The sequence below is a fragment of the Massilia sp. PAMC28688 genome (assembly GCF_019443445.1).
Lineage (GTDB): Bacteria > Pseudomonadota > Gammaproteobacteria > Burkholderiales > Burkholderiaceae_D > Telluria_A.
In genome coordinates this window covers 2,931,053-2,953,924 of the sequence record NZ_CP080378.1, presented here as the reverse complement: position 1 = coordinate 2,953,924, position 22,872 = coordinate 2,931,053, and the positions used below count along the sequence as shown (strand labels likewise).

Annotated in this window: 17 protein-coding genes; 4 read left to right on the top strand and 13 right to left on the bottom strand. The window is 63.1% G+C overall.

Annotated elements, in window-relative coordinates; genetic code table 11:
• Positions 1 to 33: 33 nt before the first annotated feature.
• From waaF to KY495_RS13240, 3 genes are read right to left on the bottom strand one after another with little or no spacing between them, the layout of a single operon-like run.
• Positions 34 to 1,053 (bottom strand): lipopolysaccharide heptosyltransferase II, encoded by a 1,020-nt coding sequence (gene waaF, locus KY495_RS13250; RefSeq protein WP_219879891.1) that lies wholly within the window; start codon positions 1,051 to 1,053, stop codon positions 34 to 36.
• Entirely contained in the window at positions 1,050 to 2,798 is a 1,749-nt protein-coding gene (gene msbA, locus KY495_RS13245) for a lipid A export permease/ATP-binding protein MsbA (RefSeq protein ID WP_219879890.1), read from the bottom strand. The genes waaF and msbA overlap by 4 nt, the downstream gene beginning before the upstream one ends.
• A complete protein-coding gene (locus KY495_RS13240; RefSeq protein ID WP_219879889.1) occupies positions 2,788 to 3,129 on the bottom strand; it encodes a hypothetical protein in 342 nt (113 codons plus the stop codon). The genes msbA and KY495_RS13240 overlap by 11 nt, the downstream gene beginning before the upstream one ends.
• 166 nt (positions 3,130 to 3,295) lie before the next feature.
• On the opposite strand from KY495_RS13240, the gene KY495_RS13235 reads away from it, so the two are divergent.
• Entirely contained in the window at positions 3,296 to 4,459 is a 1,164-nt protein-coding gene (locus KY495_RS13235; protein WP_219879888.1) for a glycosyltransferase family A protein, read from the top strand.
• A gap of 14 nt (positions 4,460 to 4,473) precedes the next feature.
• On the opposite strand, the gene KY495_RS13230 is transcribed toward KY495_RS13235, so the two are convergent.
• The 4 genes from KY495_RS13230 to KY495_RS13215 form a co-directional block, all read right to left on the bottom strand.
• On the bottom strand, positions 4,474 to 5,550 hold the full coding sequence (locus tag KY495_RS13230) for a glycosyltransferase family 2 protein (protein WP_219879887.1): 1,077 nt from the start codon (positions 5,548 to 5,550) through the stop codon (positions 4,474 to 4,476).
• On the bottom strand, positions 5,547 to 6,359 hold the full coding sequence (locus tag KY495_RS13225) for a glycosyltransferase family 2 protein (protein ID WP_219879886.1): 813 nt from the start codon (positions 6,357 to 6,359) through the stop codon (positions 5,547 to 5,549). Before KY495_RS13225 ends, KY495_RS13230 begins: the two co-directional genes overlap by 4 nt.
• A gap of 112 nt (positions 6,360 to 6,471) precedes the next feature.
• The gene (dnaE, locus tag KY495_RS13220) at positions 6,472 to 10,020 is read right to left on the bottom strand and encodes a DNA polymerase III subunit alpha (RefSeq protein WP_219879885.1); all 3,549 of its coding nucleotides are present in this window, start codon (positions 10,018 to 10,020) and stop codon (positions 6,472 to 6,474) included.
• A 90-nt stretch (positions 10,021 to 10,110) separates the two neighbouring features.
• Entirely contained in the window at positions 10,111 to 12,345 is a 2,235-nt protein-coding gene (locus tag KY495_RS13215) for a DUF1631 family protein (RefSeq protein ID WP_219879884.1), read from the bottom strand.
• A gap of 249 nt (positions 12,346 to 12,594) precedes the next feature.
• Here KY495_RS13215 and KY495_RS13210 point away from each other — a divergent pair, with 249 nt between their 5' ends.
• Positions 12,595 to 13,470, top strand: a complete 876-nt coding sequence (locus KY495_RS13210; protein WP_219879883.1) for a sulfurtransferase — start codon at positions 12,595 to 12,597, stop codon at positions 13,468 to 13,470.
• 97 nt (positions 13,471 to 13,567) lie between these two features.
• On the opposite strand, the gene KY495_RS13205 is transcribed toward KY495_RS13210, so the two are convergent.
• The 4 genes from KY495_RS13205 to KY495_RS13190 form a co-directional block, all read right to left on the bottom strand.
• Entirely contained in the window at positions 13,568 to 15,034 is a 1,467-nt protein-coding gene (locus KY495_RS13205; RefSeq protein ID WP_219879882.1) for a DEAD/DEAH box helicase, read from the bottom strand.
• A 354-nt stretch (positions 15,035 to 15,388) separates the two neighbouring features.
• Positions 15,389 to 15,868, bottom strand: coding sequence for a hypothetical protein (locus KY495_RS13200; protein ID WP_219879881.1), 480 nt, complete (start codon positions 15,866 to 15,868; stop codon positions 15,389 to 15,391).
• 250 nt (positions 15,869 to 16,118) lie between these two features.
• Positions 16,119 to 16,286: a hypothetical protein gene (locus tag KY495_RS13195; RefSeq protein WP_219879880.1), complete on the bottom strand. Its 168-nt coding sequence runs from the start codon at positions 16,284 to 16,286 to the stop codon at positions 16,119 to 16,121.
• A 103-nt stretch (positions 16,287 to 16,389) separates the two neighbouring features.
• The gene (locus KY495_RS13190; protein ID WP_219879879.1) at positions 16,390 to 16,662 is read right to left on the bottom strand and encodes a hypothetical protein; all 273 of its coding nucleotides are present in this window, start codon (positions 16,660 to 16,662) and stop codon (positions 16,390 to 16,392) included.
• A 302-nt stretch (positions 16,663 to 16,964) separates the two neighbouring features.
• Between KY495_RS13190 and KY495_RS13185 the strand changes: the two genes are divergently transcribed.
• Positions 16,965 to 20,063: a diguanylate cyclase gene (locus tag KY495_RS13185; RefSeq protein WP_229518292.1), complete on the top strand. Its 3,099-nt coding sequence runs from the start codon at positions 16,965 to 16,967 to the stop codon at positions 20,061 to 20,063.
• Positions 20,064 to 20,098: 35 nt separating this feature from the next.
• Here KY495_RS13185 and KY495_RS13180 read toward each other — a convergent pair whose 3' ends face one another.
• Both KY495_RS13180 and KY495_RS13175 read right to left on the bottom strand, forming a co-directional pair.
• Complete coding sequence (locus KY495_RS13180; RefSeq protein WP_219879877.1) at positions 20,099 to 20,854, bottom strand: hypothetical protein; 756 nt, start codon at positions 20,852 to 20,854, stop codon at positions 20,099 to 20,101.
• Complete coding sequence (locus KY495_RS13175) at positions 20,851 to 21,354, bottom strand: RNA polymerase sigma factor (RefSeq protein ID WP_219879876.1); 504 nt, start codon at positions 21,352 to 21,354, stop codon at positions 20,851 to 20,853. Before KY495_RS13175 ends, KY495_RS13180 begins: the two co-directional genes overlap by 4 nt.
• A gap of 93 nt (positions 21,355 to 21,447) precedes the next feature.
• Here KY495_RS13175 and KY495_RS13170 point away from each other — a divergent pair, with 93 nt between their 5' ends.
• Positions 21,448 to 22,779, top strand: a complete 1,332-nt coding sequence (locus KY495_RS13170) for a S8 family serine peptidase (RefSeq protein WP_229518291.1) — start codon at positions 21,448 to 21,450, stop codon at positions 22,777 to 22,779.
• Positions 22,780 to 22,872: the final 93 nt, after the last annotated feature.

The window sequence follows — 22,872 nt, the reverse complement described above, 5'->3', positions numbered from 1 at the left end:
CAAATCCCGCGCTGGCCCGGCGCGCCGCTCGTCCTATAGCGGCGTCAGCACCGGTCGCAGCTCGCGCCACACGACACCTGCATCCATCTTCTCCATGCAGTCATGGTGGCCAAGCGGACACTCGCGCTGGCGGCAGGGGGAACATGCCAGCCGCAGCGAAAACGAACGGGCAATATCGGAAAACGGCGGCGCGTGATCGGGATCGGTCGGTCCGTACAAGGCCATGACTGGCCGGTTGAGGGCCGAGGCAATATGCAAGAGGCCCGAATCATTGGCCACCACCGTTGCCGCGCGCGCAATGACGGCAATGGCTTCGTCCAGCTTTGTGGCCCCGGCCAGATTGAACATGTGCGCCGGCCCGGTCAGCGCGATGATCTCCTCGCACGCTTCACGGTCCTTGGGTGAGCCCAGCAGCACAACCTGCGCCCCGGGCGACACGGCCAGCACTTCCTGCGCCAGCGCCGCAAAGTGACGCGCGGGCCAGCGCTTCGCTGCCCCAAATTCAGCGCCCGGGGCAAACACCACGATGGACTGCGCCGGGTCGACGCCATGCGCGGCGCACACCGCCGCACTGCGGCTGTCGCCGACTTCCATCGCCGGACGCGGAGGCGACACCGGCGCCGGTCCCGGCGCGGCAGCCAGCGCAGCATAGAACGGCACCATGGGCCGCTTGGGCTGGTCGTCATGGTGCATGCGGTTGATCAGGCCATGCCGCATCTCGCCTTTGTAGCCAACCCGCACCGGAATGCGCGCCATCCACGGGATCAGCGCGTACTTGAGCGTATTGGGCAGCACATAGGCGTCCGCATAGCCTTTGGTGCGCAGGAGCTGCGCATACTTCCAGCGCTCGCGCAGCTGCAGCGCACCGTGGCGGAACGGGGTTTCCAGCACGCTGTCCACTTCGCGCATCGCGCGCCACACCGGCGCCACCGAGGGCGGCGCCAGTACGTCGATGGCGCGGTCAGGATGCGCGCGCTTGAGCAGCTGCAGCAGTGGCTGCGCCATCACCGCGTCGCCGATCCAGTTGGGCGAAATGACCAGTGTCCGCATCATTCACCCGCCCCGGTCTGCTCTGCCGCTTCAGTGAACTCCATCTGGTACAGATTGGCGTACACGCCCTTCCTGGCCAGCAGTTCTTCGTGGCGGCCCGATTCGACAATGCGGCCTTGCGACAGCACCACGATGCGGTCGGCCCGTTCCACCGTGGAGAGGCGGTGCGCGATCACGAGCGTGGTGCGGCGCCCGGACATCAGGCTATCGAGCGCGGACTGCACCGCACGTTCGGATTCATTGTCAAGGGCCGACGTGGCCTCGTCGAGAATCAGGATGGGCGCATCCTTGTAGATGGCCCGCGCGATCGCCACGCGCTGGCGCTGTCCGCCCGACAGGCGCATGCCGTTTTCGCCAATCGGAGTATCCAGCCCTTGCGGCAGGTTGGCCACCACGCCATCGAGGTGGGCGGCGCGTACCGCCGCAGCCAGGCGCGCGGGGTCAATCTGCTCCACGCCGTAGGCGATGTTGGCTGCCAGCGTGTCGTCAAACAGCACCACGTTCTGGCTCACCATGGCCAGCTGCGCGCGCAGGCTGGCCAGGGTGATGTCTTCGTAGGCCACGCCGTCGAGCGTGATGCGACCGCTCTCCGGCGCATAAAAGCGCGTCACCAGATTGACGAAGGTCGACTTGCCGCCGCCGGACATGCCCACCAGCGCCACCGTTTCCCCAGGCTTGATCTCCAGCGAGACATTGTTGAGCGCGAGCGGATTGTGTTCCGAATACCGAAAACTCACCTGCTCGAACTTGAGGTGTCCTTCTGCCTTCTCGATGACATGCTTGCCGCCGTCCGGCTCCACGGGCGAATCGATCATGCCAAACACCACTTCGGCCGACGCCATGCCCCGCTGCAGCGGGCCGTTGACGCCGACCAGTGCCTTGAGTGGATTGAGCAGCATGAGCATCATCATGATGAAGGCGGTGAATTCGCCCTGCGTCATGCCGCTCTGGATTGCAATGACCACCACGATGGCCACGGCCAATGCCGCCACCGTCTGGGTAATTGGCGTGGTGGCCGCGCTGGCAACGGTCATGCGCTGCGAAAAACCGCGCAGGGCTTCGCTGCGCTGCTCGAAGCGCCGCTTTTCATAGCGCTCGCCGGCGAACACGCGGATCACCTGGTGCCCGCGCGCCGCTTCTTCCACCACCTGCGTCATCTCCCCCGTCACGCGCTGGTTGTCGCGCGACAGGCGGCGCAGGCGCTTGGCCGTGGTGCTGACGATCAGCGCCGTCATCGGCATGATGAACAGCGCAATCAGCGTCAGGCGCCAGTTCAGGTTCATCAGCGCGATCAGCAGTCCGATGATAACCAGCGTGTCCTTGACGTAGGCAATGAACACGGAATTGATCATATCCACCACCTGCCGCACTTCTGCAATGACCGTGTTGATGATCTTCCCGGTCGACTCTTCATGAAAACGCGCAACAGGCAGGCGCAGCAGACTATTGAATACCATGCGGCGCAGGTCGTTGAGTACGCGGCTCATGATCCAGTTATTCAGGTAAGCGGTGGAAAACGTGAAAATGCCGCGCCCGACGAAAATCGCCAGCAACACCAGCGGCACCAGCCACAGGTTGAATTCCACCTTGTTCGGCCCAAAACCCTTGTCGATCAATAGTTCCAGGGCCTTGCCCAATGCCGGCTCGGTCACCGCCGTCCCCGCCATGGCAAAGAACGACAGGATCGCCCGGTTGCGGTAAGGCTTGATGATCGCCAGCAGGCGCCGGACAATGTCTTTATTTTCCATCTGGTTCTTTCGCTTTCAGGCGGATGCCCATAGCTGCAACGTCAAATTCAAACTGGGTAAGCCCGGCAGGTGGGCCGTGATTGTCTAAAATCAAGCAGTTCTGCCAAGAAAAATAGGAAGCTGCACATCGATGCATTGCGGAAATATCGCTGTGAGGCAGGGCGGCACCACCATTCGCGTGCCGCTGCCAATCCCGCGCCGCAAGTCCCTGGATTTCGTCGCTTATCGTTCTTTCATCATCGGGACGAATATTTTTGATACCATGTGTGTGAAGGACGATTCCGGACTCAACAACGGCCTTCAAAAGAAGCAGGCCCCCGCGCGCAGGCATCCTGTCGTGTGCCCAGGTGCTTACATCTTTTCAAACCGGATCGACCAATATTTTTCGAAATCATTATCGCTGATGACGGCTCCACTGCCAACACGAGGGATCGCTTGATTATGTTCATGGCACACGCGCCCCATTGCTTGCGCCTTTCCCGGACTGTGGCCCCGGCGTGCCCTCGCCGCGAACCATCAGCGGCAACCATCACCCTGCGCACGGCGAGCCGGTCATGACCCAGCAGGCATCGATCAGCATCGTCATCCCGGCCTACAATGTACAGCGCTACATTGACCAGTGCCTGCGCTCTGTCCTCGGCCAGCTGGAAAGGCACCACGAACTGATCGTGGTCGATGACGGCTCGAGCGACAATACCCTGGCTCTCGTGTTCAAGGCGCAGGAAGCCTGGACCGGCAACAACTTCCATGTCTTCAGCCAGCCCAATGAAGGCATCCCCAGCGCCCGCAACCACTGCCTGCGCGTGGCACAGGGCGACTACGTGGCCTTCCTCGACGGCGACGACGTCATGCTGCCAGGCGCCCTGGCGGCGATGGACCATGCCATCGCCGAGCATCGGCCCGACGTCATCGCCTGCGACTTTCGCATGTGGCACCCGGAGGAGCCGGTCAAGACACGCGCGGTGCGCCTTGGCTATCCCGTGGGGCGCCTGATCCGCGACCAGGAAACCATCCTCAATACCTTTTTCGCGGACCGCCAGATGTACGTGTGGTCCAAGGTATTCCGGCGCGACATCTACGCCCAGCTGCCTGCCCCCGTGTTCCCGATCGCGCGCCTGTTCGAGGATGTGGCCACGGTCCCGCGCCTGCTCGGCCACTGCGCCACGCTGGTTCACCTGGCCCATCCCACCATCGACTTCCGCCAGCTCCCGGCACCGGCCGTGGTGTCGGAACGCTGGTGCGTGGACTTTGCCGCCGCCCTGCCGCTGGCACGGCGCTACCTGCAGTCGCGCGGGGTAAATGACTCGGTGCGGCGCCACTTCGACATCGCCGCTGCCTACTTCTTCGTGGGCGCGGTCAAGAATTCATACAGCCTGCCGCGCGCCGACGGACGCCGGGTGCGCATGATGATCAAGCAGCTGTTCATCGATGGCCTGTTCGGCGACTGTGACACCCTTGTCACCCTGGCCAGCCGCGCCGACATGACCTCCAACGACCGCACGCTTGACGCGGTCATCATCCGCCAGGTGGAAAGCGCCTTTTCCGGCGGGGTGGTGGTCAACTTCAAGCGCGCCGCCAGCCGCAAGCTCAAATTGTGGCGCCGCCTGCGCCAGGCGCGCCGCCATCTCGACAGCAAGCACGAAGGCCACATGGCGCTGTAGGCGCCGGCCAGACCTTACGCCGCGGCGCCGCCCGCCCTGCGTTCGCGCTGCCAGCGCTTGAGGCGCCGGCTGGCCAGCTGGCGCACCTCGAAAAACACATTGCCCGACAGCGCCTGCTTCACCTGCCGCATCATCTTGAGGTCACCCTTGCGGTCGCGCGTCTGGGTCGCGCCACTTTCAATCGCCGCCAGGATGTCATCGCAGCTGTTGTACAGGCTCGCCTGGAAGATCTCCTTTACCTGCGCGCGCACCCGCCGGCCCGCTTCAAGACTGAGCTGGAAGGAGTTTTTCACCACGGCGATGTAGAAGGTGGACGCCGCAATATCAAAATGCAGCTTGACGCTGCTGTCGATCCCGGTCTGGTCCAGGTTGGCGCGCGCCAGCGCCAGCGCCGACGTGAAGTCCAGGCACCAGCGCTCCGAAATCACACGCGTGATCGAGGTGGGATGCTGGCGATAATCGATGATCGGGCGTGGCAGGTAGACCAGCGAGGTGCACAGCTTGAGCAAACGTGGCAGCGTGGCCACGTCTTCATATACGCGACCCGGCGGGAACACCGGCACCGGCAGGCCGCTGTAGATCGCACGGCGGAAGACATGCGCCCACACGTACATGTGGCGGTCGGCAAAAAAGGTGCGCAGCATGACGCTGCCATCACGGATCACCTGCTCCGGCGGATAACCCATGGCGATGCGCGCCTTGGTCCCCTTGTGGGGATGCCACATGTTGAAGTCCCATACCACCACGTCCGGCTGATGCGTCCCGATGGCCTGTTCCAGTGCCTCCAGCGTACCTGGCAGGAGGATATCGTCGCAATCGATAAAGCTGATGTACTCACCCTGCGCCAGCGCCAGTCCATGGTTGCGCGCCGCCGACACGCCCTGATTGGGCTGCGTTACCAGCCGCGCGTTCAGGGCGGGCCATGCTGCCAGCGCTTCCTGCACGCGCGCGCCGGTAGCATCGGTGGAGCCGTCATTGACCACAATGAGCTCGTCCGAGGCACGCATTTGCGCCAGAATCGATTGCAGGCACTCGCCGATATACAGCTGCGCGTTATACGCCGGGATGATGATGCTGACACTGGTGCTCATGCCACGCCCTTGGCCGCCGTGATGGTCTTGTCTTCCACGCGGCGCTTGACGATGCGCAGATTGCTGCTGGCCTCATCGCGCTTCGCTTCCGGATGCCACAAATGGAATACCTCGGTGGCAAACGCCCCATCCTTGCGTGTCACGCCCGCGTTATGCAGGCGCAGCACGATATCGGCATCTTCATGGCCCCAGCCGGTAAAGCTCTCGTCAAACCCGTTCACGGCCAACAGATCGCGCCGCCAGATCCCCAGGTTGCAACCCTTGATGCGGCGGAAGCTGAACTTCTTCTGTTCCCGCCCCAGGTCAGGAAACCGCACGATCAGCTGCAGCCACTTGTTGATGCCGCCATTCAGACGCAGGCTCATTTTTTCCAGCGCGCCAAGCGACTGCAGGTCGCGCTTTTCGGCCAGCACGGCGTGCGTAAATTCCTTGCCGAGCAAAATCCGGCTGCCCGTCACCATCGACCCAGGCTGCGCCAACCGCCTGTGCTGCGCCACAAAGTCCGTCTGCGGCACGCAGTCGCCATCGAGGAACACCGTGTAGTCGCCGCGCGCGGCCTTGATGCCCTGGTTGCGCGCCATTGCCAGGCGAAAGCCGTCGTCCGGCTGCCAGATGTGCTCCAGCGGCACCGGCGAACGCGCCTTGAGCGCTGCCACACAGGCTTTGGTGTCGTCTTTCGATCCGTCATCGACCACGAGGATTTCAAAGTTGCGGTCGGTCTGGGTGAATAAGCCTTCGACGACGGCGGCCAATGCATCAGGCCGGTTGTAAGTCGACACAATCACGGAAATCAAAGAAGAAGTTGGCATTATGAAAATATCGTTGCGGCAGTAAAGACGATCATAATCGGTTTCGTATCTTTACCAATAGCAAAATTTACGCTACCGGTGCGCCGGGGCATGCCCAGCCCCGAGCGCAGTCCTAGTACTCCACCGCCACTTCGCGCGCGCCCAGCACTTGTTCCAGCGCCAGGGTCAGTGCATCCGATGGGGCCACGCGCCAGTCGTCGCCCAGCTGCAGCACACATTCCACGCCTTGCGGCTTGATGCGCATCGCCACCGGCAAACCTTCCGGCGCGCGGTGCGGCTTGAGGATTTCTGCCACCCGGTGCGACGCCACCGCGTCCGGTAGCGCCAAGCCAAGCTGGCGTCCGTAGTGCACGCGCGCCGTCGTCATGTCGTAAACCTTTTCAGCCGTGATGCGCAGGCCGCCGTTGAAGCGGTCTTCCGACACCTTGCCCACGCAGGCCATGAATTCGTCTTCCTTGAACATGTTCTTGTTCGCCTCGAACACCTCGGGATAGACCGTCACTTCGACCACGCCGCTCTTGTCATCGAGCGCCACGATCAGGATCTTGCCGCGCTGGGTCATTTGCGCGCGCACGCCGGTGATCACGCCGCACATCATGCGCGCCTCGCGCGACGGTTCCAGGTCCGCCAGCTTGGTGCGGGCAAAGCGGCGCGCCTCGGTAGCAAAGGAGTCGAACATATGGCCCGACAGGTAGAAGCCGAGCGCCACCTTTTCTTCGGCCAGTTTCTGGCGGTCGGTAAAGGGCGTGGCCTTGACGTATTCCGGTGGCGCCACCAGGTCGCTGTCGTCGCCGCCAAACAGGCTGACCTGGTTGGCCGATGCCGCAGCCTGGTCAGCCACTTCCACCGCAAAGGCGACGGAAGCGAGCAGGATGGCGCGGTCCACACCGAAGCAGTCCATGGCCCCGGCACGGATCAGCGATTCGATGGTGCGGCGGTTGATCTGCTTGCGGTCCACCCGCTTGCAGAAGTCGAACATGTCCTTGAATGGACCGCCGCTTTCGCGCGCGGCGATAATGGCTTCAATGGCCGACTGGCCGGAACCCTTCACGGCACCAAGGCCATAGCGGATATTGGTCACACGCTTGCCCGTGACCGATGGCGCCGGGCCTTCCGGCACAAAGCGGTAGTCCGAATGATTGATATCGGGCGGCAGCAGCGTGAGCTTGCACACCTCGATTGCATCTTCCACCAGGATCTTGATCTTGTCGGTGTCGTCCATCGCCAGCGACAAGTTGGCGGCCATGAAGGCGGCCGTATGGTGCGCCTTCAGGTAAGCCGTGTGGTACGACAGCAGCGCGTAAGCGGCGGCGTGCGACTTGTTAAAGCCGTAGCCCGCGAACTTTTCCATCAAGTCGAAGATCTCGTCGGCCTTTTCGGTCGACAGGCCATCCTTGGCGGCACCGGCGCGGAAGATCTCGCGGTGCTCGGCCATCTCCTCGGCCTTCTTCTTACCCATCGCGCGGCGCAGCATGTCGGCGCCGCCCAGCGAATAGCCACCCACGATTTGCGCCATCTGCATCACCTGCTCCTGGTAGACCATGATGCCGTAGGTCTCGGACAGGATCGACTCGGTGCGCGGATCGGGGTAATCGAATTTTTCGCCGTGCTTGCGCTTGCAGAAGTCCGGGATCAGGTCCATCGGGCCCGGACGGTACAGCGCCACCAGGGCGATGATGTCCTCGAAGCGGTCGGGGCGCGCATCCTTGAGCATGCCCTGCATGCCGCGCGACTCCAGCTGGAAGATCGCGACCGTCTTGGCCTTGGTGAGCAGGTCGTACGACGCCTTGTCGTTGAGCGGCAGCTTCTCCAGCGCAAAGTCGGCATTGGCCGGGTCGAGCTGCTTGATGTAGCGAACCGCGCGGTCCAGGATGGTGAGCGTGGTCAGACCCAGGAAGTCGAACTTGACCAGGCCCACGGCCTCCACGTCATCCTTGTCGTACTGCGATACCACGCCCGAGTCGCCACCCTGGGTGTACAGCGGACAGAAGTCGGTCAGCTTGCCGGGGGCGATCAGGACACCACCGGCGTGCATGCCGATGTTACGGGCGATGCCCTCAACCTGCTGGGCAAGGTCGAGCAGCTGCCTGACCTCGTCCTCGTTTTCCAGCCGCTCCTTGAGCATCGGTTCTTCTTCGATCGCCTGGGCAATGGTGACAGGCTTGCCCGGCTTGAACGGGATCAGCTTGGAGATACCGTCGCAGAAGTTGTAGCCAAAATCGAGTACGCGGCCCACGTCGCGGATCGCACCCTTGGCCGCCATGGTACCGAAGGTGGCAATCTGCGACACCGCCTCCTTGCCGTACAGGTCCTTCACGTGCTGGATGACGCGGTCGCGCCCTTCCTGGCAGAAGTCGATATCGAAGTCGGGCATCGAGACCCGTTCCGGGTTCAGGAAGCGCTCGAACAGCAGGTTGTACTGCAGCGGATCGAGGTCGGTAATGAGCAGTGAATAGGCCACCAGCGAACCGGCACCCGAACCCCGCCCCGGCCCCACCGGCACGCCGTTTTCCTTGGCCCACTTGATGAACTCGGCCACGATCAGGAAGTAGCCGGGGAACTTCATGTTGCAGATGGTATCGGTCTCGAACTTGAGGCGCGACTCGTAGCGCTCGCGCTGCGCTTCGCGCTTGACCGGATCCGGGTACAGGTGGATGAGGCGCTGCTCCAGGCCCGCCTTTGATTCCGCGACCAGGAATTCATCGATGCTCATGCCCGGCGGCGTGGGGAAATTCGGTAGCTGCGGCTTGCCCAGCGTGAGCACCACATTGCAGCGGCGCGCGATCTCCACCGAGTTTTGCAGCGCGCCCGGCATGTCGGCAAACAGCTCGGCCATCTCGGCCTGCGACTTGAAACGCATCTCTTCGTTAAAACGCTTCACGCGCTTGGCGTTGGCCAGCATTTCGCCTTCGGCGATACAGGTGCGCGCCTCGTGGGCGATGAATTCGTCGGGCGAGATGAACTGAATCGGATGCGTGGCTACCACGGGCAGCCCGAGCCTGGCCGCCAGCGCCACCGCATGGCGCACCTGCGCTTCCTGGTTGGGCTGGCCGGCACGCTGGATTTCGATGTAAAAGTGCCCGGGGAACACCTGGGCCCAGCGTCGCGCGCAGCGCTCCGCCAAGGCCAGGTTGCCGTTTTCAATGGCCATGCCTAGGTCACCGCAGTGGGCACCCGAGAGCACGATCAGGCCATTGGCCTGGCTGGTGCCCGGATGCAGGGTCGATTCACTCGTGGCCAGCGCTTCGAGCCATTCGGGGCGGATCTCGGCACGTCCCTTGTTTTGATTGGTGAGCCAGGCGCGCGACAGCAGGTCGCACAGCTGCAGGTAGCCGGTGTGGTTTTTTGCCAGCAGGAGCAGGCGCGTGGGCTTGTCGCGGTTGTCGTCGTTGGAGATCCAGGCATCCACGCCGATGATCGGCTTGACGCCCTTGCCACGCGCAGCTTTGTAGAACTTGACCATGCCGAACAGGTTGGCCAGGTCAGTGACGGCCAGCGCGGGCTGCTTGTCCTTGGCGGCGGCGGCAACGACATCGTCAATGCGTACCAAACCGTCCACAATCGAGTACTCGGAATGCACCCGCAGATGCACAAAGGCAGGTGCCGGTGCCTTCTCTGGCGTATTGACGGCTGCTTCACTGCCTGCTTCGATCACTTCCATGCCCATGTCCCGCTTCGCTTGCTGTACCAAACGGCTATTTTAACCCGCCGGGCATGCGCCGCGCCCGAAAGTCGGGCCATTGGCGGGACGTCAGGACGCCGAAAGACTTTCCGCGCCTGCCATCAGCGACTCCACCGCGCGGTCAAACAGGGGCAATGCTTCCAGCGGGCGCAGGCTGCCGTGCTCCATCGCTTCGAGCAGCGGCTCGCGCAGGTAAATGGCACAGCCGATTTCCTTGTCGACGCTGAACACAAACGCGCCTTCGCGCTCGCCGGCCGCGCATAGCAACGCGGGGCGGAAGCGCCCTTCCACCTTCATTTCAAAGCCATTGCCGGGACGCGCCCAGGACAGCCAGTCGGCGTCGGACGCCATCGGCAGCCGGCTCGCCGCGCGGTCGTGCACCAGCGGCGTGACCTTGTGCCGCAGCAGCGACGCCTCGAGTTCGAACTTGCCCACCCAGTTGTCACGGCTGGCCGCGGGGGCGGCGGCGGTGATGGAAAAGTCGGCAAAGTGCTCGCGGAACCGTTCCAGCGACATGAGCCTGCGCGCCCGTTCCTGCTTGTTGCCCAATACGTCCATGTGCACCGCCACCAGACGGTCAAAGGCCGCCTTGGATGGCTTTTCCGGCAGCGCAATGGATGCCATCCCCTGGCGCACCTTGCTTACCAATACCGGCAGCATTTTCATCATGGCTGCGCGGTCTTCCGGCGTGGTCTTTTCCTGGGCGCTCCACAGCAGCTCGGGCAGCATCTCCACAGCGTGCTGCGCTTCCGGGCCCGGGTGACTGAGCACGCGCGCCCAGGTGCCGAGGATGAAGTCCGCCAGGCGCGGATCGATCTGCAGCGGCTGCAGCGCGGCGCTGAGCGAGGCCGTGGCGCCGGCCAGGCGCGCGCTGTCGGCTTCCGCTTCGCGCACCGCCGCCACACAGGTGGCGATCAGGGGATCACTGTCGGCCAGCAGTGCCGATACATGGCTGTCAAGCGCCTGTTCGGTGTCGCTGAAAATGCCCATGTCGTCATCGAACAGGTCGAGCAGGGAGCCGATGATCGAGACTACTTCAGTCATGAGCGTGGCATAGACCGCGTGCGCCGGGCCGATGGCCGCGCCCACCGATCCCAGGCGGTCGATCAGGCGGCGCACGGGATGGCCGGCCAGGTGTAACAGCTCGGGGTCCGTCAGCGCAGCGCGCACTACCGGCACGTACAGACGGCGGAACTGGACCTGCATCGGCGCTGGCAGTTGCTCGTCATGGACAATCGATTCAAACAGCAGGGCCATGATGTCGAGCACGCGCGTCTGCTCGGCGGACAGCTGCTGGCCTGCCAGCAGGTCACGCAGGGCCAATGGCGCAGGTGGCTCCTGGCCGGCGGCGATCTCCTGCTGCAGTTCAAACAGCGTGGTGTCGAGGTCATCGCGCACCCCGGGCGTGCGCGGCGGCCTGGGTACGCGCGCACCTTTCGGCTTATGGAAAACCTCCCACACCACGTCGAGCAGGTCCTGCGTGCGCGTGCCGATGCCACCGCCGCCAAGCTGCATTTCCTGCAGCCGCTGCAGCTTGGGCAGCATGCGGGCAGCGAGGACCTGATCGGGCGTGCCGCCCGCCAGGCGCGATGGATCGATTGAACCGGCCAGGTGCTGCGCGGCGCGCTGCCACGCCAGGCGATCTTGTTCGGCGCGCGACATGGCAGACGGGCGGGCCGTCAGGCGTGCGGTGACGCCGCCGGATTCAAATTCTTCGACAATGCTCGCGTAAAATCCCGGCAGGCGGATGGCCATGGCCTGGCCCAGCGTATCGTACAGATGCTTGGATTGGGCTTCATCCCACATCAGCTCCCGCAGTGCTTCGTACAGTGCGCGCGCGAGCACGTAGGGACGGAACGGGTTCTCCCGTTCGCGTGCCTCGCGGTCGTTGTGCAGGGTGGCGATGGTCAGGTTCACGCGTCCCAGCGCGACCATTTCGGCCTCGCGCAGGCGCCCCACCATGCGCTCGATTTCAATCTGGCGCACCACGACGTCATCATCGATCAGGGTCAGGTTGTTGTAGTCGATTTCCTTGTTGGCCGATGGTTTGTGCGCGTGCATGGTGATCATGGCACGGTCAAGCAGGCTGGCGAAATGGCGCATCATGCGCGTGCGCAGGGTACGGCCTTCGCCGCGCAGAAAGGCGCGCACTGCCGTCATGTCCTGCAGTTCGCTGCCGATGGCGTTGCCCATTGCGCGGGTGGCGATATTGTCAGCCTCCACTACGGTCTGTTCGGCCAGGGCCGAAAAACTCGTCAGGGCGCGGTCTTTGGCAAGCCGGATGATGGCTTTTGGAATATGCATGGGCGCCTTGCAATCAAAACTCAACAAATCCGTATTTGTGCGCTTCCATCATAGCGCAATGATTGGCTTTGCCAATAATGTTCTTTGTGCGCAACGCTAATTTGATGGTGGCGGCGCTTAAAAAATGTAAAAACCTTATCAAAACAAGTGCTTAGAGTAAACACAGAAAGGGGCTGGAAGGTGGCTTCGGGTGGCGCGCTGCTTTATAATACCGGCTGCTAAATCCGCTTACGAATGCCCAGAACCGCCATGTCTTCCGCTACGCAACACGTCAATATCGCCGCCTACAAGTTTGTCACCTTCGACAATACCGAAGAAATGCGCCCGCTTTACCAGGAACTGTGCAAGGAACTTGGCCTGAAGGGCACCATTCTGCTCACGCCCGAAGGCATCAACCTGTTCCTGTCCGGGCCGCGCGAAAAGATCGACCAGTTCCTGGCATGGCTGCGCAGCGACGCGCGGTTTGCCGACATTGAAGTGAAGGAAAGCTATTCGGAAGAGCAGTCGCACAAGCGCATGCTGGTGAAGCTGAAAAAAGAAATCATCACCATGCGCATGCCGCTGATCAAGCCCGAGCTGGGCCGCGCGCCGGCTGTGGCACCAACGACGCTCAAGCGCTGGCTGGATCAGGGACATGACGACAACGGCAAGCCGGTGGTGATGGTGGACACGCGCAATGCGTTTGAAGTGGACGTTGGCACCTTCAACAACACGATCGATTACCGCATCGAGAAGTTCACGGAATTTCCGGAAGTGATTGCCGCGCACAAGGATGAACTGGCCGACAAGACCGTGGTCACCTTCTGCACCGGTGGCATCCGCTGCGAAAAGGCGGCCATCCACATGCAGAACATCGGCTACGAAAATGTGTACCAGCTCGAAGGCGGCATCCTGAAGTACTTTGAGGATGTGGGCGGCGAACATTACACGGGTGACTGCTTCGTGTTCGACTATCGCACCGCGCTCAATCCCAAGCTGGAAGCGGTGACCACCACCCAGTGCTTCGCCTGCCGCGCCGTGGTCACGCCACGCGAGCAGCTTTCGCCACTGTACGTGTACGGGGAATCATGCCCGCATTGCGCCCCGGCGGCGCAGGAAGCAGCGCCAGCCCAGGCATCAGCCTAGCGCCGGACGGCGCGCTCTCGCGGCGCGCACCATGTTCTTCAATGGGATGATTTGCCGGCCGGGGCGCCTGCACGCCGCGCCCGGCGGTGCGCAGCCTTTACTGCTTTGGAATACCGCCCAACAGGGCAGCGAGCTTTTGCTTGCCCGGCTTGATCGAGGCGTTGGCCTTTGGCTCGGCCGCGACTGGCGTGGCGCTGGCGCTTGGCTCGTACGGTTTGAGGAACCATGGATCGACCTTTTCACGGCGCACCGGCGGGCCGCTCGGGCGCGCTGAGCGTTCGGCACGCTCGCCACGGTCGGCGCCACGCGCCGGCGCTTCATCGCGACGGCTGCGCATGGCAGGACGATCGCTGTCGCGCGGCGGCCGTGACGCTGCCGGCGGCACGAACCCAGCCAGTTCGCCACGCTTGATGGTCTGCTTGATCAGCTTTTCAATGTCTGCCAGCAGGCGTTCGTCCTTGTCCGAATAGACCGAGATGGCATCACCGGAGGCACCCGCGCGGCCGGTACGGCCAATGCGGTGCACGTAATCCTCAGCGTTGTACGGCAGGTCGAAATTGATCACGCATGGCAGGTCGGAAATATCAAGGCCACGCGCTGCAACGTCGGTTGCGACCAGCACATCGGTCTCGCCTTTTTTGAACGCATCGAGTGCTGCCATGCGCTCCTGTTGCGTCTTGTCGCCGTGAATGGCGGTGGCCTTGATGCCGCCCTGCTCCAGCTGGCGCGACAGGCGTGAGGCGCCAATCTTGGTATTGGAAAAGACCAGCACCTGCTTGAGGTCGCGGCCGCGAATCAGATGCTCGACCACGTCGCGCTTGTTTTCTTCGGAGACCTTGTAGACGACCTGGGTGACCTTGTCGGCGGTCGCATTGCTGCGCGCCACCTCAATCACGACAGGATTGTTCAGGAAGCTGTTGGCCAGTTTCTTGATTTCCGGCGAGAAAGTGGCCGAGAACATCAGATTCTGGCGCTGTTTGGGCAGCATGTTGATGATGCGTTGCAAGTCCGGCAGGAAGCCCATGTCGAGCATGCGGTCTGCCTCGTCCATGACCAGCATCTGCACCTGGCCGAGCGACACGTTCTTTTGCTCCACGTGATCCAGCAGGCGGCCGGGAGTAGCGATCACGATTTCCACGCCGCCCTTGAGGATGACGGTCTGCTGCTTCATGTCCATGCCGCCGAACACGACGGTGGAGCGCAGCGGGGTGTGTTTGGCGTAGGCCTTGACGTTTTCTGCTACCTGCACCGCCAGCTCGCGCGTGGGGGTGAGCACCAGCGCGCGTACCGGGTGACGGGCCGGCGACATGCTGGGATTGGCGTGCGCCATGAGCAGCTGGATAATGGGGAGCGAGAACGATGCCGTTTTGCCCGTGCCAGTCTGAGCCGCGCCCATGACGTCACCACCCTGCAGCACCACGGGAATGGCGGCAGCCTGGATGGGGGTGGGATGTACGTAACCCTGTTCGGTCAGCGCGCGCAGGATTGGGTCGGCGAGGCCAAAGTCGGCAAAGCGCACGGTGGGCGCGCTGTCGGCTTCGATGGTAATCGGTGTTTCTTGCATAAGTTTTCCGGGCGATTATTCGATAAGATCTACGCCCAAGATGGAAAGCCGACACAGCAACACTGCCTGCGGCCAGCTCGAAAAGATGTCACGTAAGCGCCACCAAAAGGGACGCAGGGACGTAGATGCAGTAATAGTGCCGTAAACGATACCCTAAAAGCGGGCAACTGTATATGGAAAGGTGGTTCCGCCCGGCAGACTGAGTCTTGAACGCTCCCTGGCTCTGCGCGCTCCTAAGCCGACCTCACTGCCTTTGGCTACCTAATGTTCAGCCAGTGTCGGTTTGGCGGCACTGACCCCGCCCTGCGGATCGCAGTTGCCACGAAATTGGTGTCGGGCTAAGAAATCAGCGCCTCATTCGGTCTCCGCCAGGAAAGACCTCTCCATTTCGGCTTTAATTTTTTTTGAAAGCGCATCATTTAGATCCTTATTCTCCCCTTGGCGCGCCGCGCGCTCTACGTGTTCCAGCGCCTCCGCCAACAGTCGCTTTCGCTCATGCATGCCTGATGTTCGTGTCGCCAAGGAAAACAGCTTATCGGCATGCAATCTTAACTCGCCCGAATCGCCGAGTGAACGAGCCCGCTGCGCCCATCTCGCGGCCTCAGTACGGTTGAAATCATAGCGCTCGTAAAAGTCGATCAATCTGCGAATTGATGGCAAATCATTTTTCTCTGCAGCGGCTGTAACGCTCTGCACTTCCTCATCCGTCAACCCAAAGGCCGCACTGGGCGTACGCACGCCTTCGCCTCTATTCCCCATCAGCACTAACCCTGCAACGCAGCCGATCAAAATCGCCACGCCGATCCAACGTTCAATTTCTAATTTGTCGATCACTTATCATCCTCTATGGCTGTCCATGACCAGCTAAGGAAAATTTTTGAATAGGCACCATATGCCCGTCTTTATCACTACAAAAAGGCCATCACCATCTGTGACAGTCCTTCCTGCCAATGCGCAGCGCACACTGACAGCAAGGCCCCCAATGTCGGACAGTTATTCCCACATTTGCTATCAATCCAGCCAAAAATCCATCAACTCTCTCTCCACGGAATTCTCACAATCACGTCGGTCGTGCCTGGTTCGGTCACGGCTTGACGTTGTCGTCACAAATGAACTGGCACTTGTCCTTGTCGTCCAGTTCTTTCATGCAAAGTTTGAAGCATCGTTTGAAGTCCGTTTTTGGCTCCACGGCGTAGGCCGTGACGCCGCTCATGGCCGCGATGACGATGAAGATGAAGAGATATTTTTTCATGGTGTTTCCAGAGAGAAGGATCGGGCGCCACGACATTCACGCGCGTCCGCACGGTGCAGCATCACTGCGTCCGGCAGGATGGCCGTCCACAGCGTAAGCCCGTTTAATGGTTCGACGACGGCGCGGACGGTTTATCACCCGCAAACTCAGGCTCGGTATCGCTTGTCACGGGCCAACCATGCATGAGGTCCACCCAGCAAAAGGCTTCCACTGCCAAACCCAGCGCCGCAAAGGTTAACAGCGGCAGCCACGACCCCCACAGCAGCGCCAGCGCCACCGACAGCGCGCCTGCGAGCAAGGTCGTGGCGTGCAGCGACAGCTGGAACAGCACGCTGTCGCAGTAGTGTCTGCGCTGGTGACGCAATCGGATACGCATCAAGAATCATGGGCCTTATATAGGTGGCAATGTCCGTCAGCGATGCCCGCTACCGACGTTGCCGAACTTTATCGATACCACCAGAAAAGGTCCAGCAAAATGTTGATCAATGCACATTCTTGCTGCCGAAAGCCGGGCAATGTCGGGCTTTCGCGACGTCTGCTGTCTTTATAACTGTTCAATTTACATGCGGAAATGTTAAGCTCACGCCTGCTTATATCGCCGCGGCACGCCAGCCCGGCTCGACGGCCCCAATCCTGCCCGAATCTGCCTACCGACTGCTCCCGCCGATGACTTCCGCCATGACCGCCACCCTGCGCCGCCTGTGCGCCCTGCTCTGCCTGCTAGTGTTTGCGGTGTCGGCCATGGCAACCCCGACTTCGCCCCTGCGCTTCAAGCGGCTCGGTGCCATCGATTCGGATGAACTGTCGATCCTGGCGCTGATGCAGGATCGCCGGGGCTTCATCTGGATCGGCACCCATAGCGGCGGCCTGTACCGCTACAACGGTTACCACGCCGTCAAGTACACCAGCAATACGCGCGATGCCAACAGCCTGCCGCACGACCGCGTCTCCACCGTGTTCGAGGACAAGACCGGCACCATCTGGGTCGGCACGCAAAACGGCCTGGCGCGCTACAACCCCCAGACCAACGACTTCACCCGCTTCCTGCCGCCGCCCGGGCCATCCACCCAGCGCATCGTCAAGGCCATCATCAGCGATGGCAAGGATGGCATGTGGCTGGCCACCTGGGGCGGGCTGCAGCACTTTTCACCAGCCAGCGGCGCATTCACCCTGTATCGCCACGATCCGAAGAATCCGGCCAGCCTGGCCAGCAATGACCTCAATTCGATTGCCATGGACGAGAAGGGCGGTATCTACGCCGCCACCTGGCCCGGCGGCCTGGACTACCTGCCGGCCGGCGCCAAGGGTTTCGTCCATCACCGTGTCGACAGCGACGCCGCGCCTGACGCCAAACTGAACATCGTCCGTTCCCTGCACTACGGCCGCGACCGCACGCTGTGGATCGGCACCGAAAACGGCGTCGTCACGTGGAATGCCGGCACCGACTGGAGCACGCGCAAGCGCATTGCCTCGCCCGCCACCCGCATCAACTATCTATATGGCGACCGCAACGGCACGGTCTGGGCCGCCACCCTGGCGTCGGGCTTGCTGCGCTGGGACCAGGGCGCCGCCAAGGCCGTGCATTATGTCCACCGCGCCAACGATTCCAATTCCCTGCCGTCGGACTATATCCGCGCCGTCATGCACGACCGCAGCGGCATGCTGTGGATCGGCTCCTTCACCGACGGCATCAGCCTCGTCAATCTCAACAGCCAGGGCTTCGAGCGCTATATTCCCTTCGACGTGGAAGCGCACAACCTGCGACCAGATAATTCCCTGCGATCCATTGAAGGGGCACCGGGCGGCCGCCTTTGGCTGTCCGGCAATTCTGGCCTGTCACTGTTTGACCCGGCCACGGGCGAAGTGCTGCGCAGCTATCGCGCCGCGCCCGGGCGAACCGGTGTGCTGTCCAACGATATCGTCTACAGCCTGTACCAGCAGCCGCAAGGCCCGCTGTGGGTCGGCACCTCGGCGGGCCTGAACCGGCTTGACCATCCGGACCAGCCGTTCAAGACGGTCAGCTTCGGCGACGCCGGGGCCGATTTCATCAATACCATCGCGCCTGGTGCCGGCGGCATCCTGTGGCTGGGCACGGGCAACCAGGTGATCCGCTACGACACCGCTGCCGGCACCTGGACCAACTACGCGCATGATCCCAACAACCCCGACAGCCGCAGCGTCAACAGCAGCACGGTGATCCTGGAAGACAGCAGCGGGCGCGTGTGGATGGGGTCGGAATGGAGCGGCGGCGGCCTCGACCTGCTCGATCCCAAGACCGGCAAGTTCCGCCACCTGCGCCATGAAGCTGGCAAGGCCGGCTCCCTGGCCGACGACAATGTGGGTGCCCTGTACCAGGACCCGAAGGGCCGCCTGTGGGTGGGCACGGCCAAGGGCTTGAACCAGGTCATCACGGGCGCGGACGGCAGCATCAGCTTTCGCAGCTTCGATGGCAAGGATAGCGTCGGCGCCGTCAAGATTCTGGCCATTGGCGCCGACCAGGCGGGCCACATCTGGATGAGCACGGCCAGCGGCCTGCTGCGTCTCGATCCCGCCAGCGGCAAGGTCAGCCGCTACACCACGGCCGATGGCCTGTCGGAAGGCTTTGCCGTGGGGGCGGCGTATGCGGCCGACAATGGCAAACTGTATTTTGGCGGCGTCAAGGGCATGACCGGTGTATCGCCGGAACTGGTGCGCAGCGTTTCGGTCAAACCGGAAGTGGCGATCACGGACATCGCGGTCTTCAATCAGTCGCTCAAGAGCGGCAAGTATGGTCCCGGCATCAAGCTCGAGGGCGGCGTCAACACGCCTTCGGCCCTCACGCTGTCGGTCCAGGAATCCGTATTTACCATCGAATTTGCCGCGCTCCATTACAGCGATCCGGGCCGCAATTCCTACGCTTACCGCCTGCAGGGCTTTGACCGCGACTGGGTGCACACCGACGCCACCCGCCGCAGCGCCACCTACACCAACCTGAACCCCGGTGAATACGTGTTTTCCGTCAAGGCTGCCAACCACCAGGGCGTGTGGAACGACACGCCCACCAGCCTGTCCATCGTGATCCTGCCGCCGTGGTACCACACCTGGTGGTTCCGCACGCTGATGGCCCTGCTCGCCTTTGGCTTGCTCACCACCGCCTACCGTGCCCGCGTGCAGCATCTGACGCGGCGCCAGATCCAGCTCGAAGCCATGGTTGCCGCCCGCACCCATGAACTGGAAGACAGCAACGCCCAGCTGGCGGCCCTGTCAAGCACCGATGGCCTGACCGGCATCAGCAATCGCCGCGGCTTTGATGCCGCGCTCGACAGTGAATGGCGGCGCGGCTCGCGCAATGGCTACACGCTGGCGCTGGCGATGCTGGACGTTGATCACTTCAAGGCCTATAACGACCACTACGGCCACCAGGCGGGCGACCGCTGCCTGCGCCAGGTGGCCGAACTGATCGCCACCCACGGGCGCCGCACCAGCGATGTGGTGGCGCGTTATGGCGGCGAGGAATTTGCCCTGCTCTCGCCTGCCACCGATGCGACCGAGGCAATGGAAGCGGCGCGTGAGATTTGCGCGGAACTGGCAAAGCTGGCCTTGCCACACGCCAAGTCACCGCATGGCGTGGTAACCATCAGCATTGGCGTGGCCACCGTGGTGCCGGATGAAGCGGCCAGTTCAAGCACGCTGATCGACCGCGCCGACCGCGCCCTGTACAAGGCCAAGAAGAGCGGACGCAACCGCGCATTGCTGGCCGACCCGGCCGACCTGACCGTGGCGGCCCACCAGGCTTGAACCCCTGAGCCGCGCCCAGGCGCTGGCCTGACCCCTTAGCGCTTCCAGCCCTGCATCTGCGCCACTTTCTCGGCATTGGCGTCGAGCGCCTTGCCGGAAATGCGTTCGTCAATGGCGTCCAGCACGGCCGAGGGCATGGCGCTGGCTTGCCGGTAGGCGCCAGCGCCGGCGACGACGGTGGTGGCCATGACGGGAATGCGCCACTGGTTGCCGCTGCGGCAAGCCAGGCCGGCCGTCTGCGGCAGTGTGAAGCTGCGGCAATAGCTCCCCTCTTTCGAAACGAAACTCACGCCAAGGCGCACGAAATCGGCCTCGGTGCCGGCACTGGCCAGCTGCTGCGACAGGGCTTCGTCGAGCCGGCCTTCAGCCGTGAGTGCACCGGCCTTGGCATCGAAACTGGCGAACTGCTGCGCCCCGCCCAGTTCCTGCGTGCCCAGGCCGCCCGCAATCACGCCCATGACGAGGGTGGCGGCCAGTGCGCCCCATTCCGGCCACGACCAGCTGCGCTTGTCCGCAGGCGGCGCCGCGGGCGGGGGCGCGTTGCGCAGCGGACGCACATTGTTCAGGTGGACCACCTTGCTGCTGCGGGCTGCCGCCTGCAGGCGCTGCGGCACTTCTTCGTCCAGCGTGCCGGCATAGGCGCCGAACACATTGGCGCGCAGGGCCTGGTGCTGGCGCACCTTCGCCGCCAACGCGGGATCCTGGCGCATGGCCTGCTCCACCTCGCGCCGCGTTGCCTCGTCGAGCTCGCCGTCGGCAAAGGCCATCAATGTTTCATCGGAATAGCTCATGCTACTGTCCTCGCTTGGTCAGACAACAATCCCTGCAGCGCTTCACGCGCCCGCGCCAGGCGGCTTGTCAGGGTCCCCATGGGTATTTCCAGCACCTCGGCCGCCTCTTTGTACGGCATGCCGTCCACCAACACCAGGCCGATGACGATGCGGTGGTCTTCCGACAGCATGCTGATGGCTTTTTGCACCGCCATGCGCTGCTGGTGGGCCTCGGCCGCGTCGTCGCCCACATGTTCCCCCAGCTCTTCCGGAGCAAACACCTGGTCGCGCCGGGTGCGGCTGCGCATTTCATCAATCCACGCGTTTTTCATGATGCGAAAGATCCAGCTGTCGAGCCGCGTACCCGCTTGCCACTGCTCGGTGCGGGTGAGCGCGCGCTCCACGGCCAGCTGCACCAGGTCGTCCCCATCTTCCCGGTTGTAGGTGATGGAACGGGCAAAGCGGCGCAATCTGGGCAGCAATGCGGCAATGTCAGAATGGATGGCGGCGTTCAATGTCATGGATAAGAGGTAAACGCTGGACGGAGGGATTTTATTCCCGCCCCCGCTCGTTTAATTATTCAAGATCCCAATCTCTATACTATCATCCGACCAATGAAGACATACCACCCCTTCCGTGCGGCGCTGCGCCGGCAAGCAGTGTTAGCGCTCACTCTCGCCCTCGGCAGCACGGCTGCGCACGCGCAGCTGGGACTGCCCTCGGTGAGCCTGCCTTTCCCGAGCCCGCTGGGCCGCCTGGGCGGCGAACTGCTGCGCGATCCGGTAGCGCGCCTGGACCGGGTGCGCGAGCTGCCGGATGTCCGCGCGCTGCGCCTGACGCAGGCCCGGCGATTGCTGCGCACCCACCGCGACCTGCTTGAAGCCGATCCGCGCGGCGAGCCCGTGGTGCGGCGCGAAATCCTGGCCTGGTCACCGAGCCCGGCCGGCCTGGCCGCGGCCGCTGCGGCGGGCTTGACGGTGCTGCGCGAGAACCGTCTCGAAGGTCTGGACGAGGTAGTCATGGTGCTCAAGGTGCCAGAGATGCGCGATACCGCATTGCTGCTTGATCAATTACGCAAGCTGGACCCGGAGGGAACTTATGACTTCAATCATGTCTATATAGGCAGTGGTGCTGCGGGCGCTGCGGCGCCCGCCGGAGCCGCCACGGGGGTGGACGGCACAGCCGGCGCCGCCCGCGTGGGCCTGGTCGACAGCGGGGTCGATGCCGGTCACGACGTGTTCAGTGCGACAGCCATTACCCGCTGGGGCTGCGGCGAGGTCCACCATCCCCACTTCCACGGCACGGCCGTTGCCGCCCTGCTGGTGGGCCGCTCGCGCCAGTTTCGCGGGGTGGCGCCACAGGCGCGCCTGTACGCGGCCGACATTTACTGCAACAGCGCCACCGGCGGCTCGGCCGACCGTATTGCCGCTGCGCTGGCATGGATGGCCAGGGAAAAAGTCCCGGTCATCAATTTGTCCATCGTCGGTCCGTCCAACCAGACGCTCGAGCGCGTGGTGGGGACGATGGTCAGGCGTGGCCACCTGCTCGTGGCGGCCGTTGGCAACGATGGTCCCGCTGCGCCGCCGCTGTATCCGGCCAGCTATCCGGGCGTGGTGGGCGTGAGCGCAGTGGACAAGCGTGGCCGCGTGCTGCCGGAAGCCGGCCGCGGGCCGCAAGTCATGTTTGCCGCGCCCGGCAACCATATGGTGAGCGCCGCGCCCGGTGCACCGCCCTACCGGCAGGTGCGCGGCACCTCCTTTGCCGCGCCGATCGTGGCGGGCCTGCTGGCAGATGGCCTGAGCCAGCCGGACCGCACGCAGGCAGCCGCCGCCGTGGCAGCACTGGCCAGGCAGGCACTGCGCGAGGACGGCACCAGCGCCAGCAATGAAAGCGGCCTCGGGGTGGTGGGACAAGCGTTCCGGATCGATCCGGCCACGCTGCGCTGAAAAAATTCTGAATTTTTTCAGGGGTGAGGGAATAAACAGCCGGGCCCGCGCGTTTTCCTTGTATCGGATGCAGATTGTCTGCACGAGCAAACA